Annotated in this window: 14 protein-coding genes; 7 read left to right on the forward strand and 7 right to left on the reverse strand. The window is 71.4% G+C overall.

The window, feature by feature from the left end; all coding sequences use genetic code 11:
- The first annotated feature begins 53 nt into the window (after nt 1-53).
- The 4 genes from OHT51_RS36760 (at nt 54) to OHT51_RS36775 (ending at nt 4,175) form a co-directional block, all read left to right on the forward strand.
- Nucleotides 54-2,576, forward strand: coding sequence for a sensor histidine kinase (locus OHT51_RS36760; protein WP_328883206.1), 2,523 nt, complete (start codon nt 54-56; stop codon nt 2,574-2,576).
- Nucleotides 2,573-3,010, forward strand: coding sequence for a roadblock/LC7 domain-containing protein (locus tag OHT51_RS36765; protein ID WP_328883207.1), 438 nt, complete (start codon nt 2,573-2,575; stop codon nt 3,008-3,010). Before OHT51_RS36760 ends, OHT51_RS36765 begins: the two co-directional genes overlap by 4 nt.
- A gap of 22 nt (nt 3,011-3,032) precedes the next feature.
- Nucleotides 3,033-3,446 carry a DUF742 domain-containing protein gene (locus tag OHT51_RS36770; protein WP_328883208.1) on the forward strand — a complete coding sequence of 138 codons (414 nt, stop codon included), beginning with the start codon at nt 3,033-3,035 and terminating at the stop codon, nt 3,444-3,446.
- Nucleotides 3,447-3,569: 123 nt separating this feature from the next.
- Nucleotides 3,570-4,175, forward strand: a complete 606-nt coding sequence (locus OHT51_RS36775) for a GTP-binding protein (protein ID WP_328883209.1) — start codon at nt 3,570-3,572, stop codon at nt 4,173-4,175.
- Nucleotides 4,176-4,262: 87 nt separating this feature from the next.
- Here OHT51_RS36775 and OHT51_RS36780 read toward each other — a convergent pair whose 3' ends face one another.
- On the reverse strand, nt 4,263-4,691 hold the full coding sequence (locus OHT51_RS36780) for a PPOX class F420-dependent oxidoreductase (RefSeq protein WP_328883210.1): 429 nt from the start codon (nt 4,689-4,691) through the stop codon (nt 4,263-4,265).
- Nucleotides 4,692-4,787: 96 nt separating this feature from the next.
- On the opposite strand from OHT51_RS36780, the gene OHT51_RS36785 reads away from it, so the two are divergent.
- Together OHT51_RS36785 and OHT51_RS36790 are read left to right on the forward strand one after the other, a co-directional pair.
- Nucleotides 4,788-5,201 (forward strand): roadblock/LC7 domain-containing protein, encoded by a 414-nt coding sequence (locus OHT51_RS36785; RefSeq protein ID WP_328883211.1) that lies wholly within the window; start codon nt 4,788-4,790, stop codon nt 5,199-5,201.
- 126 nt (nt 5,202-5,327) lie between these two features.
- Complete coding sequence (locus tag OHT51_RS36790; protein WP_328883212.1) at nt 5,328-6,242, forward strand: DUF6397 family protein; 915 nt, start codon at nt 5,328-5,330, stop codon at nt 6,240-6,242.
- Here OHT51_RS36790 and OHT51_RS36795 read toward each other — a convergent pair.
- A complete protein-coding gene (locus OHT51_RS36795; protein ID WP_328883213.1) occupies nt 6,229-7,098 on the reverse strand; it encodes an acyl-CoA thioesterase in 870 nt (289 codons plus the stop codon). The genes OHT51_RS36790 and OHT51_RS36795 overlap by 14 nt on opposite strands.
- 19 nt (nt 7,099-7,117) lie before the next feature.
- Nucleotides 7,118-9,631, reverse strand: coding sequence for a DEAD/DEAH box helicase (locus tag OHT51_RS36800; protein WP_328883214.1), 2,514 nt, complete (start codon nt 9,629-9,631; stop codon nt 7,118-7,120).
- 145 nt (nt 9,632-9,776) lie between these two features.
- Between OHT51_RS36800 and OHT51_RS36805 the strand changes: the two genes are divergently transcribed.
- The gene (locus tag OHT51_RS36805; RefSeq protein WP_328883215.1) at nt 9,777-10,571 is read left to right on the forward strand and encodes a metal-dependent hydrolase; all 795 of its coding nucleotides are present in this window, start codon (nt 9,777-9,779) and stop codon (nt 10,569-10,571) included.
- Between the two features lie 113 nt (nt 10,572-10,684).
- Here the strand turns inward: OHT51_RS36805 and OHT51_RS36810 are convergent, their stop codons facing one another.
- The 4 genes from OHT51_RS36810 to OHT51_RS36825 form a co-directional block, all read right to left on the reverse strand.
- A complete protein-coding gene (locus OHT51_RS36810; RefSeq protein WP_328883216.1) occupies nt 10,685-10,933 on the reverse strand; it encodes a type B 50S ribosomal protein L31 in 249 nt (82 codons plus the stop codon).
- A gap of 108 nt (nt 10,934-11,041) precedes the next feature.
- Complete coding sequence (locus tag OHT51_RS36815; protein ID WP_328883217.1) at nt 11,042-11,509, reverse strand: DUF5709 domain-containing protein; 468 nt, start codon at nt 11,507-11,509, stop codon at nt 11,042-11,044.
- Between the two features lie 774 nt (nt 11,510-12,283).
- The gene (locus tag OHT51_RS36820) at nt 12,284-14,077 is read right to left on the reverse strand and encodes an ABC transporter ATP-binding protein (protein ID WP_328883218.1); all 1,794 of its coding nucleotides are present in this window, start codon (nt 14,075-14,077) and stop codon (nt 12,284-12,286) included.
- A complete protein-coding gene (locus tag OHT51_RS36825) occupies nt 14,074-15,924 on the reverse strand; it encodes an ABC transporter ATP-binding protein (protein WP_328883219.1) in 1,851 nt (616 codons plus the stop codon). The genes OHT51_RS36820 and OHT51_RS36825 overlap by 4 nt, the downstream gene beginning before the upstream one ends.
- Nucleotides 15,925-16,457 lie beyond the last annotated feature (533 nt).

Here is a 16,457-nt window from a genome sequence, read left to right on the forward strand (position 1 = left end):
ACCGGGGACGGCCCGGGAACACCCGCCCCGAACCACTTCCGAGCGAGGAGGCCATGCGTAAACCCCGTAGGACCACCGCAGCCGGCGCCGGGACGCCGTCATCGCCCCCCGCGCGCGGTCGCCGCGCCCATGCCGGACCGCCGGCCGACGAAGGCCCGGACGAGAGCCTGGGCGTGGCGCCCGACGACACACCCACGCGTGCGGAGCGCTGGCGCATTCGTCCGCGCACCGTCCGAGCCAAGATCGTCTGCCTGCTGATGGTGCCGGTCGTCTCGCTTCTGGCCCTGTGGGCCCACGCCACCGTCACGACGGCCCAGGACGTCTCCAGGCTGCGCCAGTTGCAGCGCGTCGACTCCGGCGTCAGGGCGCCCACCGCAACTGCCGTCGCTGCCCTGCAGGCGGAACGCGAGGCCGCCGTGCGCTACGCGACCGACCCGTCCGCCGGACAGAGCGACGACTTCAAGAAGCTCGCGCAGGACACCGACAAGGCGGTGGCGCGGCTGCGGCTCGGCGACCGGAACACGGTCGCCGACGGCGGGGAACTCCCGGTCGGCGTGGCCCGGCGACTTGAGGCCTTCGTCAGCGGCGCCGAGCAGCTGAGCACCGTACGCAGTGCCGTTCTGGACGGCAGCGCCGGCTGGGACGAGGCGTACGGGCGGTACACGACGACCATCGCGAGCGCGTTCTCGGTGGGCGGCGCGCTCACCGGCATCCAGGACGCCGAGCTCGGCTCCGACGCGCGCGTACTGCTCGAATTCGCCCGCGCGGGCGAGGCGTTGGCGCAGGAGGACGTGGTGCTGGACAGCGCACGTCTCGCCGGGCGCCTCGACGGCGAGCGGCTGCGGCTGTTCACCGGCGCCGTCGGCACCCGCCGTACCCTCATCGAGGCGGCCGTCGCCGATCTGCGCGGCCCGGAGGGCGCGGCCTGGCAGAGCCTCGCAGACGGCAGCGCCTACGCGGCCGTGGCCGCAGTCGAGGACAGGGTCCTGGCCACCGCACCGGGCGCGCGGGCGATCGACGCGGCCGGGGAAGCCACCTGGGGTCAGGCACACGCACGCGTGCAGGACGCGATGCGGACGATCGAGCAGGACGCCGGGCGCGGCGTCGCAGATCGCGCCGACCCGTTCACCCGCGGTCTGCTGACCCCGGCCGGCGCCGCTGTGCTCTTCGGTCTCGCCGCCGTGGCCGCCTCACTCGTGATCTCCGTCCGCATCGGTCGCGGCCTCGTCGTCGAACTGGTGAGTCTGCGCAACAGCGCCCTGGAGATCGCCCGGCGCAAACTCCCTGAGGCCATGCGGAAGCTGCGCGCCGGGGAGGAGATCGACATCCGGGCCGAGGCGCCGCCCGGACCGCCCGCCGAGGACGAGACCGGTCAGGTCGGCGAGGCTCTGAGCACCGTCCACCGAGCCGCGCTCCGCGCCGCCGTCGAGCGCGCCGAACTCGCCAGCGGAATCTCCGGCGTCTTCGTCAACCTCGCCCGCCGCAGCCAGGTCCTCGTGCACCGTCAACTGAGCCTGCTGGACAGCATGGAGCGGCGCTCCGACGACCCGAACGAACTCAGCGACCTCTTCCGGCTGGACCACCTCACCACCCGCATGCGACGCCACGCCGAGAGCTTGATCATCCTCTCCGGGGCGGCACCCGGGCGGGCCTGGCGGATGCCTGTCTCCCTGACGAACGTGGTCCGCGCTGCCGTCTCCGAAGTCGAGGACTACGCGCGCGTGGAGGTACGACAGCTCCCCGAGGCGTCCGTCATCGGCGCTGCCGTCGCCGACCTCACCCACCTGCTGGCGGAGATCGTCGAGAACGCCGCCCAGTTCTCGCCTCCCCACACGCGTGTGCGCATCACCGGCGAGCCCGTCGGCAACGGCTACGCCGTCGAGGTCGAGGACCGCGGCCTCGGCATGGGCAAGGAGACCCTCGCCGAGGCCAACCGGCGCATCGAACAGTCCGAGGCGCTCGACCTGTTCGACAGCGACCGGCTCGGCCTCTTCGTGGTCAGCCGACTCGCGTCCCGGCACGCCATCAAGGTGCACCTGCGCACCTCGCCCTACGGCGGCACCACCGCGGTCGTCCTGCTGCCCACGGCCCTACTGCACAACGCCACGGCGGAACGTTCCCCCGAGAAGCCGGCGGGCATCGATCGGCACGCCGAACACGAGTACGCGCGTGTGCCCGCCGCCGAGCCGCACCAGGAGGCCGTCCACGCGGTCGCCGACCGGCCCGCGCTGGTGGCTCCCGCACCGGCGGCGGCGCAGCCCCACACCGACACCCCACCCCCGGGAGTCACCACCTTGCGACTGCACCGGCCCCCGGACGACTCCGCAGCCTCCGACGACCTCCCACGCCGCGTACGGCAGGCGAACCTCGCCCCCCAACTGCGCGAGGGACGCCCCGACGAGGCGGCAGGGACGACCGCCTCCGACGACGACGGCCGTCGCACACCCGAACTCGTCCGGGACCGCATGGCGGCCTACCGCGAGGGCTGGGTGCGCGGCGGCGGCAGGCGGCCCGGTCGCGGCGCCACGCCCGATTCCAGAGCCCGCAGCGACAGCAGCGAAGGAGACCCCGCATGATGCAGGATCCGAGCATGAGGGCCGCCCAGCGGTCCGGTGAACTCGACTGGCTGCTGGACGACTTGGTACTGCGCGTGAGGGAGGTACGGCACGCCGTCGTGCTGTCCAACGACGGGCTCGCCGTGGGCGCCTCCAGCGACCTCCGCCGTGAGGACGCCGAGCACCTCGCCGCGGTCGCCTCCGGCTTCCACAGCCTGGCCAAGGGTGCCGGCCGGCACTTCGGTGCCGGCGGCGTGCGGCAGACCATGGTGGAGATGGACGACGCCTTCCTGTTCGTGGCCGCCGCCGGCGACGGCTCCTGTCTCGCCGTCCTCACCGCCGTGACCGCCGACATCGGACTGGTGGCGTACGAGATGGCACGACTCGTCAAGCGCGTCGGCGAGCACCTCTACACGCCGACACGCGCCGCCGCGCGACCGCCCGCGGCGGGATGAGCCGGAAGGGCGGTCCGCGCACATGACCGAGGACACGACGGGCACCCCGCGAGAGCAGGGCAGCCAGTGGTACGACGGCGAGGCCGGGCCCCTTGTCCGTCCGTACGCCATGACGGGCGGGCGCACCAGACCCGGCCCCACGGGCGTGCGCTTCGATCTGATCGCCCTTGTCACCCTGGACGCCGCCGCGCCCGCTGCCGACGACGACACCGCGCTCGGGCCGGAACACCGGGCTCTCATCGAACTCTGCCGACCGGAGACCCAGTCGGTCGCCGAACTCGCCGCGGGCGCCGATCTGCCCGTGGGGGTCGTCAGGGTGCTCCTGGGGGACCTCCTGGAACTCGGCTGCGTCACCGTCAGCCGTCCGGTACCTCCGGCGCAGCTTCCTGACGAACGGATTCTGCGCGAGGTCATCGAAGGATTGCGGGCGCTGTAGATGACATTTCGGAACCAGGCGGCAAGAAGCGGTCCAACCCCACGAAGGGCAGCAGCAGTTGTCATGATGCTGCCTTCGCACAGTGACCTCGACCGATACCGGCACTCCCGAGAGAAGTGAACGATGGTCTCCGAGCACTCCGACGCCACCGACGGTGAGACCGCCGCGCTCGCGTTGAAGATACTTGTCGCCGGCGGATTCGGCGTGGGCAAGACCACCCTGGTGGGCGCGGTCAGCGAGATCAGGCCGCTGCGCACCGAAGAACTGCTCAGTGAAGCCGGGCAGTGGGTGGACGACACCGATGGCGTGGACCACAAGGTCACCACGACGGTCGCCATGGACTTCGGGCGCATCACCATCCGGTCCGGCCTGTCCCTCTACCTCTTCGGCACCCCCGGCCAGGACCGCTTCTGGTTCCTGTGGGACGAACTGTCACAGGGGGCCCTCGGCGCCGTGGTCCTCGCCGACACCCGGCGCCTGGAGGACTGCTTCCCCGCAGTGGACTACTTCGAGCACCGGCACATCCCGTTCGTCGTGGCCGTCAACTGCTTCGCGGGCGCCCGCAGCTACGGCGCACAAGACGTCTCACGCGCCCTCGACCTGGACCGGGGAACGCCCGTGGTGCTCTGCGACGCCCGCGACCGCGATTCGGGGAAGGAGGTGCTGATCCGGCTCGTCGAGTACGCCGGGCGGATGCACACCGCCCGGCTGCTCGACTCGGTGGGCTGACTGGCTATGAGGGTCCGGCCGGCTTCGTGAGCCGACTGGCGCCTCAGCCGCTGCCGGCCCCTGTTTCGAGCGGCGTTCGCTCCGCTGCTATTCGGCGACGCTCTTCTCCGCCAGGACCTTGTCGATCGTGACACGGACGAGGAGTTCACCCGGGACGCCGTTGCGGGCCCCGAACTCCTCCGCGCGCTCCTCGCCCATGTAGCGCGCCCCGATACGAGTTGCCCAATGCCTCAGCTCGTCGAGATCCTCCGAAATGCGGGCGCGGCCCTGCAGCACCACGAAGTCGTACGGCGGCCGGTCGTCGTCCACGCACAGCGCCAGTCGGCCGTCACGGATCAGATTGCGTCCCTTGACACTCGACTTGCCGGTGTTGAACACCAGCTCCTCCCCGTCGAGCACGAACCAGATCGGCGTCACATGCGGGCTCCCGTCGGCTCGCACGGTCGACAGCTTTCCGGTGCGTGTGCCCTGCGAGACGAACGCCCGCCATTCCTCATCGGTCATCTTCTTCGCCATGCCCCCATCCTCCTTGCCCGAGGGCCGGATCGTCGGGAAGGGTGGCGAAGAGTTCCTCCGGCGCAGGGGGAGACATCTACACGGGGAGACCGGATCATGGCGCAGAACCAGGGACTTGGCTGGCTCCTGGACGACCTGACTGAGCGCGTCGACCATGTGCGGCACGCGTTGGTGCTGTCCAACGACGGTCTGGTGACGGGCGCGAGCACGGGACTGCGACGCGAGGACGCCGAGCACCTCGCCGCCGTCTCGTCCGGGCTTCACAGCCTGGCCAAGGGTTCCGGACGGCACTTCGGAGCGGGCAAGGTTCGCCAGACGATGGTCGAGTTCGACGACGCCGTGCTGTTCGTGACGGCGGCGGGTACCGGCAGTTGCCTGTGCGTGCTCAGCGGCGCGGAGGTCGACATCGGCCAGATCGCCTACGAGATGACCCTGCTCGTCAACCGGGTCGGCGAGCACCTAGACGTGGACGCCCGACAGCCCGAGCGTGCACCTCTCACAGACCTCTGACCTGCTGGTTCATCGTCCCCCGCGGAGTTATCCACAGGCTCGCCACGAGATCCGGCCGAGCGGCTACGGTTTTGTCACGGCGAACGCACAGAGCGTGAGCAACCGACTCCGCGGGGGAGATCGACCATGTCAGGCGACACCATCACGAAACCCAACCTCCTGTCCTGCACGCCGAGCCGCGCAGCCCGGGAACTGGGGGTGAAACGAAGCGAGCTGGACCTCGCCATCCATCTCGGCCTCATCCGGACCGTGCCCGACGAGGGAGGCGGGGGCCGACGTGTCCCGCGGTCCGAGGTCGACCGGGTGAGTTCGGGGCGGGGTTTCCCGGAGTCCTTGGTGGACCGCGTGCGGGTGGTGGGCACGACCGAGGGCGCGGACCTCGTCGACGTGTCCCCCGGAAGGTTCACACGCCTCGCACGGCTGGGCCTGGTGGTGCCGGTGAAGTGGTATTTGAACCGCTATCGAGCCGTGGTCTGGCTGTATCTGGCCGAGGAGCTCAAGCAGTTCGCCGCCGACGAGAAGAACGGCCCACTGCTGAACGACCGGCGTATGCCCGAAGGGCTGCGCGGCATGTTGGATGCGGGGGTGGATCTGCGTCCGCGCAACTGGCGGGGCCGCCATCGTGGATTCCTGCTGCGACTGGCCGAGCACCCGTGGGAGAGCGCCGGCACGCTGGCCGCCTTCCTCGAACCCGTCCAGATCGCCGAACTCGTCCCCGACCCCTATGAGCGCTCCCACATCAACCGCTTCCGCCCAGGCCCACCGGCGTCCGGCGCACCGGGTTCACCCTCCTCGCTCATCGCCCAGCGGCTCATGACGGCGGACAACCCGGACGAGATCGGCCTGCTGCGGGCCGAACTGACGGCGGTTCTGGAGGAAGCGCGAGAGAGGCGGCCCGCGCCGCGTCCGACAGCGAAACGGGCCCCGGCTCCGGCGCGCCACGCACGTCACCTCGGTGCGTCCCAGCCGGTGGAGCCGGAACCCCCGCGCGGCCTGCTGAGCTGGCTCCGGCGCAAGAGTCCGCGGGCTACAACGCCCTGAACAGTCCCTCCTGGACGACGGACACCAGCAGGCGCCCCTCGATGTCGTAGATTCGCCCACGCGCGAGGCCCCGCCCGCCGGTAGCGATCGGCGACTCCTGGTCGTACAGGAACCACTCGTCCGCGCGGAACGGCCGGTGGAACCACATCGCGTGATCCAGCGACGCGATGTCGAAACTCCGGGGTCCCCACAGCGGTTCGACCGGGATCCGGACGGCATCCAGGAGCGTCATGTCGCTGGCGTAGGTCAGCGCGCAGGTGTGCACGACGGGGTCGTCGCCGAGCGGCCCGACCGCGCGCATCCACACGGCACTTCGCGGCTCGGCACCCTTGACCTCCTCGTCTGTCCAGCGCAGCCGGTCCACGTAGCGGATGTCGAAGGGCTGACGGCGCGCCATCCGCTCCAACTGTTCGGGCAGCGTGCCCAGATGTTCCCGGATCTCCTCGGTGACCGTCGGCAGCGACTCCGGGTCCGGGACCTTGCGTGCCGGCGGCAGTTGATGCTCGAAGCTCCCCTGCTCAGGCTTGTGAAAGGAGGCGGTGAGATTGAAGATCGTGCGGCCCTGCTGCACGGCGGTGACCCGGCGGGTCGTGAACGACCTGCCGTCCCGCACCCGTTCGACCTGGTACACGATCGGCACGCCCGGCCGCCCCGGGCGCAAAAAGTACGCGTGCAGCGAGTGCACCGGACGGTCCCCGTCCGTGGTGCGCGCCGCGGCGATCAGCGCCTGGCCCGCCACCTGGCCGCCGAAGACCCGCTGCAGGGACTCCTGCGGGCTGCGGCCTCGGAAGATGTTGACCTCGATCTGCTCCAGGTCGAGCAGGTCGACGAGTCTCTCGGCCGGGTTCGTCGTCATGAGTGGGATTCTCCTGTGCTCACAGCTGGCCTACGTCGGTGACGCGGACCACGGCGCGGCCCTCCGCGTCGGAGGCAGTGAGGTCGATCTCCGCGCTGATGCCCCAGTCATGATCGCCGTTCGGGTCGTCGAAGATCTGGCGGACCCGCCACAGACGGTTCGCCGGTTCCTCCTCGATCACCAGCAGCTTGGGGCCGCGAGCGTCAGGGCCGGTGCCGAGGTCCTCGTACTCGTCCCAGTACTTGTCCATCGCCTCGCCCCAGGCATCCGCGTCCCAGCCGGCATCGGCGTCCATCTCGCCCAGCTCCTCGACGTTGTCGAGGGCGGCGAGCTCGACGCGGCGGAACATCGCGTTGCGGACGAGGACGCGGAAGGCGCGGGCGTTGGTGGTGACCGGCTTGACCTCGTCGGCCTTCTCCTGGGCCTCCTCGGCGGTCATCTCCTCCGGGTTGGCCAGCTGCTCCCACTCGTCGAGCAGGCTGGAGTCGACCTGGCGCACCATCTCGCCGAGCCACTCGATCAGGTCCTGCAGATCCTCGGACTTGAGGTCGTCAGGGATGTTGTGGTCGAGGGTCTTGAAGGCGCTTGCGAGGTAGCGCAGCACGATGCCCTCGGTGCGCGCCAGCTCGTAGAAGGACACCAGCTCCGTGAAGGACATGGCCCGTTCGTACATGTCCCGGATGACGGACTTCGGCGACAGCGGGTGGTCGCCGACCCAGGGGTGGCTCTTGCGGTACGTGTCGTACGCGTGGAAGAGCAGCTCCTCCAGGGGCTTCGGGTACGTGATGTCCTGGAGGCGCTCCATGCGCTCCTCGTACTCGATGCCATCCGCCTTCATCGCGGCGACGGCCTCGCCCTTCGCCTTGTTCAGCTGGGCGACCAGGATCTGCCGCGGGTCGTCCAGAGTGGACTCGACGACGGACACCATGTCCAGGGCGTAGGAGGGCGATTCCGGGTCCAGCAGCTCGAACGCGGCCAGCGCGAAGGTGGACAGCGGCTGGTTGAGCGCGAAGTCCTGCTGGAGGTCGACCGTGAGGCGGACGATGCGTCCCGTGGCGTCCGGCTCGTCGAGCTTCTCGACGATGCCGCCGTCCAGCAGCGAACGGTAGATCGCGATCGCGCGCCGGATGTGCCGCAGCTGCTGCTTGCGCGGCTCGTGGTTGTCCTCCAACAGGTGCCGCATCGCCTCGAAGGCGTTGCCGGGTCGGGCGATCACCGACAGGAGCATGGTGTGCGTGACCCGGAAGCGGGACGTCAGCGGCTCCGGTTCGGAGCTGATGAGCTTCTCGAAGGTGTTCTCCGTCCAGCCGACGAAGCCCTCGGGCGCCTTCTTACGGACTACCTTGCGGCGCTTCTTCGGGTCGTCGCCGGCCTTCGCGAGCGCCTTCTCGTTCTCGATGACGTGCTCGGGACCCTGGGCGACGACGAAGCCCGCCGTGTCGAAGCCGGCGCGCCCGGCGCGGCCCGCGATCTGGTGGAACTCCCGGTTGCGCAGGGTACGGACACGGCTGCCGTCGTACTTGGTCAGAGCGGTGAACAGCACCGTGCGGATGGGGACGTTGACGCCCACCCCGAGCGTGTCCGTGCCACAGATGACCTTCAGCAGACCGGCCTGCGCGAGCTTCTCCACCAGTCGCCGGTACTTCGGCAGCATCCCGGCGTGATGGACACCGATGCCGTGCCGGACGTAACGGGAGAGGTTGCGGCCGAACTTGGTGGTGAAGCGGAAGTTGCCGATCAGCGCGGCAATCTGGTCCTTCTCCTCGCGCGAGCACATGTTGATGCTCATCAGCGCCTGCGCCCGCTCCACGGCCTGAGCTTGGGTGAAGTGCACGATGTAGACCGGCGCCTGCCTGGTCTCCAGCAGCTCGGTCAGGGTCTCGGTGAGCGGGGTGAGCTTGTACTCGTAGGACAGCGGCACCGGACGGGTCGCCGAGCGGACCACCGAGGTCGGGCGCCCGGTGCGCCGGGTGAGGTCCTCCTCGAACATCGAGACGTCGCCGAGCGTCGCCGACATCAGGATGAACTGCGCCTGCGGGAGCTCCAGGATCGGGATCTGCCAGGCCCAGCCGCGGTCCCCCTCCGCGTAGAAGTGGAACTCGTCCATGACGACCTGACCGACGTCCGCCTGCTTGCCGTCGCGCAGGGCGATCGACGCGAGCACCTCGGCGGTGCAGCAGATGACGGGAGCGTCGGCGTTGACGGACGCGTCACCAGTCAGCATGCCGACGTTCTCGGTGCCGAAGATCTTGCACAGTTCGAAGAACTTCTCCGAGACCAGCGCCTTGATCGGAGCGGTGTAGAAGGTGACCTCGTCCCGGGCCAGCGCGGCGAAGTGGGCGCCCGCGGCGATCATGCTCTTGCCGGAGCCGGTGGGCGTCGACACGATCACGTTCGCGCCGGAGACCACCTCGATCAGCGCCTCCTCCTGGTGGGGGTACAGAGTCAGACCCCGCTCCTGGGCCCACGACTCGAAGGCTTCGTAGAGGGCGTCGGGGTCGGCGGTCGGCGGCAGCTGATCGATGAGGGTCACCCACCCATCTTGCCTGCCGTCCTGGCCCAGAGGGGAATCGGCTGCGGGCGCGAAGATCGCGAACGCTACGCTGTGTCGCCGACGACACGTCAGCGAACCCGGTCAACTGGACAGCGGCACACGAGGAATGGGGCGGGCAACACCGATGATGGGACCAGCACACTCACTGTCGGGCGCTGCCGCCTGGCTCGGCGTCGGAGCGGCGGCCGCCGCTGCCGGGCACGGCATGCCCTGGCCGGTCCTCCTCGCCGGCGCGCTGATCTGCGCCGGAGCCGCCCTCGCCCCGGACCTCGACCACAAGGCGGCGACCATCTCGCGGGCCTTCGGTCCGCTGTCGCGCTGGCTCTGCGAGATCGTCGACAAGCTGTCGTACGCGGTCTACAAGGCGACGAAGAAGCAGGGCGACCCGCGGCGCTCCGGTGGGCATCGCACGCTCACGCACACCTGGCTGTGGGCTGTCATGATCGGCGGGGGCGCCTCCGCCCTGGCGATCACCGGGGGCCGCTGGGCGGTGCTGGCGATCCTGTTCGCGCACGTGGTGCTGGCCATCGAGGGCCTGCTGTGGCGTGCGACCCGGGGCTCCAGCGCCGACGTCCTCGTCTGGTTGCTGGCGGCGACCAGCGCGTGGATCCTCGCGGGCGTGCTGGACAAGCCGGGCAACGGTTCGGACTGGCTGTTCACGGCGCCGGGCCAGGAGTACCTGTGGCTGGGGCTGCCGATCGTGCTGGGTGCGCTGGTGCACGACATCGGCGATGCGCTGACGGTGTCCGGCTGCCCGATCCTGTGGCCGATTCCGGTGGGCCGCAAGCGCTGGTACCCGCTGGGTCCGCCGAAGGCCATGCGGTTCCGGGCGGGCAGCTGGGTCGAGCTGAAGGTGCTGATGCCGGTGTTCATGGTGCTCGGCGGGGTGGGCTGCGCGGCGGCGCTCAACGTGATCTGAGCGGGCGGCGGCGTCAAGGTCCTGACGCCGGCGATCGGCCTGCGGCCCGCCGTGACCGGTCGGGCCACGGGACGGGCCGGACCTCCGGTGTGCTGTGCGGATCAGCCGCCCTGTCAGGCTCCGCCGCCGTAACGTCGCTCGAAGGCCGCGACCCGGCCCTCGGAGTCCACCGTCCGTGCCTTCCCGGTGTAGAAGGGGTGGCTCTCGGAGGAGATCTCGACGTCCACGACCGGGTAGGTCTTGCCGTCGTCCCAGTCGATGGTCTGGTCGCTGGTCGCGGTGGACCGGGTCAGGAAGGCGTAGCCTGCGGCGCGGTCGCGGAAGACGACCTCGTGGTAGTCGGGGTGCTTGTCCTGCTGCATGCGAGCTCCTCGTGTTGCGGCATCGGCAAGGGCCGACGACCAGACGCCAAAGGCGCGGGGACTGTGGCCCGGGGGCTGCGGGGATCAGCCGTGCAGGGACCGCGGAGGTCAGCCGTACGTGTCCTCGTCGACGATGTGCATGGCGGCCTCCTCGGCGGACGCCGCCGCGCCGTCGATGCCCACGTCCGTCGCGACGAGCGCGCTCTCCTCGTCCTCGTGGACGCCCTCGTCGGGTGCGACGAGGCGGCCGGAGCGGGCGGCGCCGACCTCGTTGTCGACGAGTTCCCCGTCGGTGCCCTCGGAGTCGCCGAGGCCGTCGCCGTCGGGGGCGACCAGGTCGGGCTGCTCCTCGGCGAGCCGCTGGTCGAGGGTCTCGCCCTGGTGGCGCTCGGCGGCCGTGACACCGGCGTGCTCCACCGCCCAGGGTCGCTCCGGAGGGGACCAGCCGCGGTCCAGGGGGTCGTCGACGCCGTCGTTCTCGAGGGTGTCCTCGGCGTCGAGCAGCCCTGTGTCCTCGCGTTGATCGGATGCGTCGGGCTGGTAGACGTCGTCACCCCATCCGTCGGCGCTGTTCACGGGTACCTCCAGGTGGTGGGGACGGGCCCGAACTCACCGCGGGCGACGGCGGGCCGCCGCGGCGCGGGGCACAAGCCGCACCCGGCGCGAACCGCGTGGTTCCCGGGTGCTCCCCGAACCGGTGCCGTTATCCAGCCTTCCACCCCTTTTCGCCCCGGCGCAACGGCACGGGTGCGCTCCGGTGCGGTGGGATGGGGCCACGGCTGGGACTCCGGATCTCGGGCCCCGAGATCGTCCCGTCGCACGGGGCCGAGCGGACCCGGGCCCACCTCCGCCCCGCCTGCGAAGGAGCGGGCCCCGACTGCCCGCCCCGTGTTCCGGGCGACGGCCGCCATACCCGGGCGCCGGTCGTTCCAGCCCGGTGGCCCGGTGGCCCGGTGGCCCGGTGGCCCGGTGGCCCGGTGGCCCGGTGGCCCGGTGGCCCGGTGGCCCGGTGGCCCGGTGGCCCGGTGGCCCAGCCCGTCCCGGCTGTCCACCCGGCCCGTCCGGTGCCCCGGCTCCCGACACCGGGCGCCCCGGACCGCGCCTCCCGCTCCAGTCACCCAAGCCACCTGCTCAGCCCTGCGCGCTCTCAGTCGGGTGGGACAGGACCCTGGCATCACTCGGCCCACCGGCCAGTGGCCCCGGCCCGTCCGATTCCGCCCGACCGACCCACCCGTCCTGCCCGGCAGCCCACGCCCCTCGCCCAGCCGACGGCATACTCGGGATCAGCCTTCCAGGCCCCGCGGCTCGGTCACCCTCTCCTCCTCCCGTCCCACCTGCGCACCCATGCGCTCACCCATGCCACGACCGCCACAGTGCCGCATACGCCCCGTCCGCCCTGACCAGCTCGTCGTGGCTGCCCAGCTCGCTGATCCGGCCGTTTTCGACGACGGCGATGACGTCCGCGTCGTGGGCGGTGTGGAGGCGGTGGGCGATGGCGACGACGGTGCGGCCGTCGAGGACGCGGGCCAGGGAGCGTTCCAGGTGGCGGGCCGCGCGGGGGTCGAGGAGCGAGGTCGCCTCGTCCAGGACCAGCGTGTGCGGGTCGGCCAGCACCAGACGGGCCAGTGCGATCTGCTGGGCCTGGGCGGGAGTGAGCGCGAACCCGCCCGAACCGACCTCGGTGTCCAGGCCGTCGTCGAGTGCACGGGCCCACGCGTCCGCGTCGACCGCGCCCAGCGCCGCCCACAGCTCGGCGTCGGTCGCGTCGGTGCGGGCCAGCAGCAGGTTGTCGCGCAGGGAGCCGACGAACACGTGGTGCTCCTGGTTGACCAGGGCCACGTGGGAGCGGACCCGCTCGGCGGTCATCCGGGACAGTTCGGCGCCGCCGAGGGTGATCCGGCCGTCCCGGGGTGCGTAGATGCCCGCGAGCAGCCGGCCCAGGGTCGACTTGCCGGCACCCGACGGGCCGACCAGCGCCAGCCTGGTGCCGGGGGCGACCTCGAGGGAGACCTTGCGCAGCACGTCCACGCCCTCCAGGTAGCCGAAGTGCACCCGGTCGGCGTGCACGTCGCGGCCGTCGGGCGCCAGCCGGGCGTCCCCGGCGTCCGGCTCGATGTCGCGGACCCCGACCAGCCGGGCCAGCGACACCTGGGCCACCTGCAGCTCGTCGTACCAGCGAAGGATCAGCCCGACCGGGTCGACCAGCATCTGGGCGATGAGCGCACCCGTCGTCAGTTGACCGACCCCGATCCAGCCCTGCAGGACGAACACCCCGCCGATGATCAGAACGGAGGCGAGCACGGTCACATGCGTGACGTTGATGACCGGGAAGAGCACCGACCGCAGCCAGAGTGTGTAGCGCTCCCACGCCGTCCATTGCTTGATCCGCAGCTCCGACAGCTCGACCCGGCGTCCGCCGAGGCGGTGGGCCTCGACGGTGCGTCCGGCGTCCACGGTCTCGGCGAGCGCGGCGGCCACGGAGGCGTATCCGGCGGCCTCCGAGCGATAGGCGGCGGGCGCACGCTTGAAGTACCAGCGGCAGCCGACCACCAGCAGCGGCACGGCGAGCAGCACGGCGGCGGCGAGCGGCGGTGCGGTGACGACGAGCCCGCCCAGCAGCAGGGCGGCCCACACGACGCCGATCGCCAGCTGGGGCACGGCCTCGCGCATCGCGTTGGCCAGCCGGTCGATGTCCGTCGTGATCCGGGACAGCAGGTCACCGGTACCGGCGCGCTCCAGGACACCGGGCGGCAGGCCGACCGACCGTACGAGGAAGTCCTCGCGAAGGTCGGCCAGCATCCGCTCGCCGAGCATCGCGCCGCGCAGCCGGACCTGCCGGACGAAAGCCGCCTGGATGAGCAGGGCGACCGCGAACAGGCCGATGGTGAGCTCCAGATGAAGCTCACCGGTGCCGGGGCGGGTGTCGTCCGACACCCGCTCCACCAGCCCGCCCAGCAGCCATGGCCCCGCCATGGAGGCCACCACGGCGACCGTGTTGACGACGACGAGGAGCACGAAGGCACGGCGGTGCCGGCGGAACAACTCGACGACATAGGCGCGCACGGTCGCGGGGGCGCCGACCGGCAGCGTGTTCGCCGTCGTCGGGGCCGCCGGGTCGTACGCCGGTGGCGCAACGCCGATCATGCCGACTCCTCGATCTCTTCCAGTTCCTTCAGGACGTCATTGAGGGCGGACCCTTCGCGCAATCCGCTCTGGCGGGCCGCCTTTTCGGGCAGTGCCTCGTCGCGGGCCGCCTCCTCCTCGGTCTCCCGGGTCACGACGGCCCGGTACCGCGGCTCGGCTTGGACCAGTTCGCGGTGCACGCCGACCGCCGCGACCTCGCCCTCGTGGACGAGCACGACCCGGTCGGCGCGGTCCAGGAGCAGGGGCGACGAGGTGAAGACCACGGTCGTACGCCCCTCCCGCAGGTTCCGCACACCCTCGGCGATCCGGGCCTCGGTGTGCGAGTCGACGGCCGAGGTCGGCTCGTCCAGGACGAGCACCTCCGGGTCCGTGACCAGCGACCGGGCGAGCGCGATGCGCTGGCGCTGGCCGCCGGACAGGGACCGGCCGCGCTCGGTGATGCGGGCCTCCATCGGGTCCTCGGTGTCGAGCGATCCCTGGACCAGCGCGGCGAGGACGTCCTCGCACTGCGCCGCCGCGAGGGCTTCCTCGGCACCGACGTCGCCGGACCTGGGTACGTCGAACAGTTCGCGCAGTGTCCCGGAGAGCAGTACGGGGTCCTTGTCCTGTACGAGGACGGCCGTACGGGCGTTGTCGAGCGGCAACTCGTCGAGCGGGACACCGCCCAGGAGTACCGGCGTGCCCTCCTCCGAGGGGTGTCCGCCCAGCCGTTCGGCCAGCCGTCCTGCCGCGTCCGGGTCGCCGCACACCACGGCGGTGAGTCGGCCGGAGGGGGCGAGCAGTCCGGTGGCCGGGTCGTACAGATCCCCGGAGGGCATCTCGGACCCGTCGCGGGACCCGTCGGTGTCGGTGACCCGCTCCAGCGACAGGACACGCGCGGCCCGTCGGGCCGAGGGCCGGGAGAAGGAGTAGGCCATCGCGATCTCTTCGAAGTGGCGGAGGGGATAGGTGAGGATCATGACCGAGCTGTAGACGGTGACCAGTTCGCCGACGGTGACCCGGCCCTGGCGGGCCAGGTGGACGCCGTACCAGACCACCGCGATCAGCAGCAGGCCCGGCAACAGCACCTGGATCGCCGAGATCAGGGACCACATCCGGGCGCTGCGCACGGCCGCGTGGCGTACCTCCTGGGAGGCGCTTCGGTAGCGGTCGAGGAAGAGCTCCTCGCCGCCGATGCCACGCAGGACGCGCAGGCCGGCGACGGTGTCGGAGGCCAGCTCGGTGGCGCGGCCCGCCTTCTCGCGCTGGAAGTCGGCGCGTCGGGTCGCCCGGGGCAGCAGCGGCAGCACGGCGACCGCCAGCAGGGGCAGCCCCACGGCGATCACCACACCGAGCGCGGGCTGGTAGACGACCAGGCCGACGCAGACCACCACGAGGGTGACCGCAGCCGCCGTGAACCGTGACCAGGCCTCGACGAACCAGCCGATCTTCTCGACGTCACCGGTGGAGACGGCCACGACCTCACCGGCCGCGACACGCCGGGTCAGCGCCGAGCCCAGCTGTGCGGCCTTGCGGGCCAGTACCTGCTGGACGCGGGCGGCGGCAGTGATCCAGTTGGTGACGGCGGTGCGGTGCAGGAAGGTGTCGCCGAGCGCGTTCCCGATGCAGCACAGCACCAACAGGCCACCTGCGAGGGCGAGTTGTGTGCCGGAGCGGTCGACGACGGCCTGTACGGCGACGCCGACGCAGAACGGCAGCGCGGAGACGGACAGGAAGTGCAGCAGCCCCCAGGCCAGGGCCTTCAGCTGTCCGTCCAGCTGGTTCCGGAAGAGCCACCACAGGAATCGGGGACCCGAGCGTGCGTCCGGCACACCTGGATCGGGATACGGAAGGTCTTGAATCTGCATGACGTCCCAGTGGCTCGTGTCAGCGGGGGGATCAGGGATGGGGATGAGGTGCGGGTCGGGTGCCGATACGGGGAGCGGGCAGCGCTCGGCGGATCGGCGCCGCGGAGCAGCAAACCGTGACAGATTCGCGTCGTAGCGTGGCCGGACGCAAGCGGTTTTCCCGGCCGCCGCACAGATCCGGCTGCCGCGCCGGCCCCGAGAAGTGTTGTGGCTCCGGCTGCCAGTCAGGCCCGAGAAGCCGTTGCAGCTCCCGCTGCCGTCAGGCCCGGGAAGCCGTGATGGCTCCCGCTGCCGCGCAGGTCTCCGAGGGCGTTGCGGCTTCCGCCATCGGCCCGGCCCTCTGCGGCCATCGCCGCCCCTGCCCCCGCCGCCGCTCGCTGCTGAGGCCGGTGCCGCGCCCCGCCGCTGCTCGCTGCCGAGGCCAATGCGCGCCCCGCCGCTGCTCGCTGCCGAGGCCAATGCGCGCCCCGCCGCTCGCCGCTGAAGCCGTGGCCGCCCTCGCCGCCGCCCCCGGCCGCCAGTCCGGCCGGCGC

The organism is Streptomyces sp. NBC_00299, from assembly GCF_036173045.1.
Lineage (GTDB): Bacteria > Actinomycetota > Actinomycetes > Streptomycetales > Streptomycetaceae > Streptomyces > Streptomyces machairae.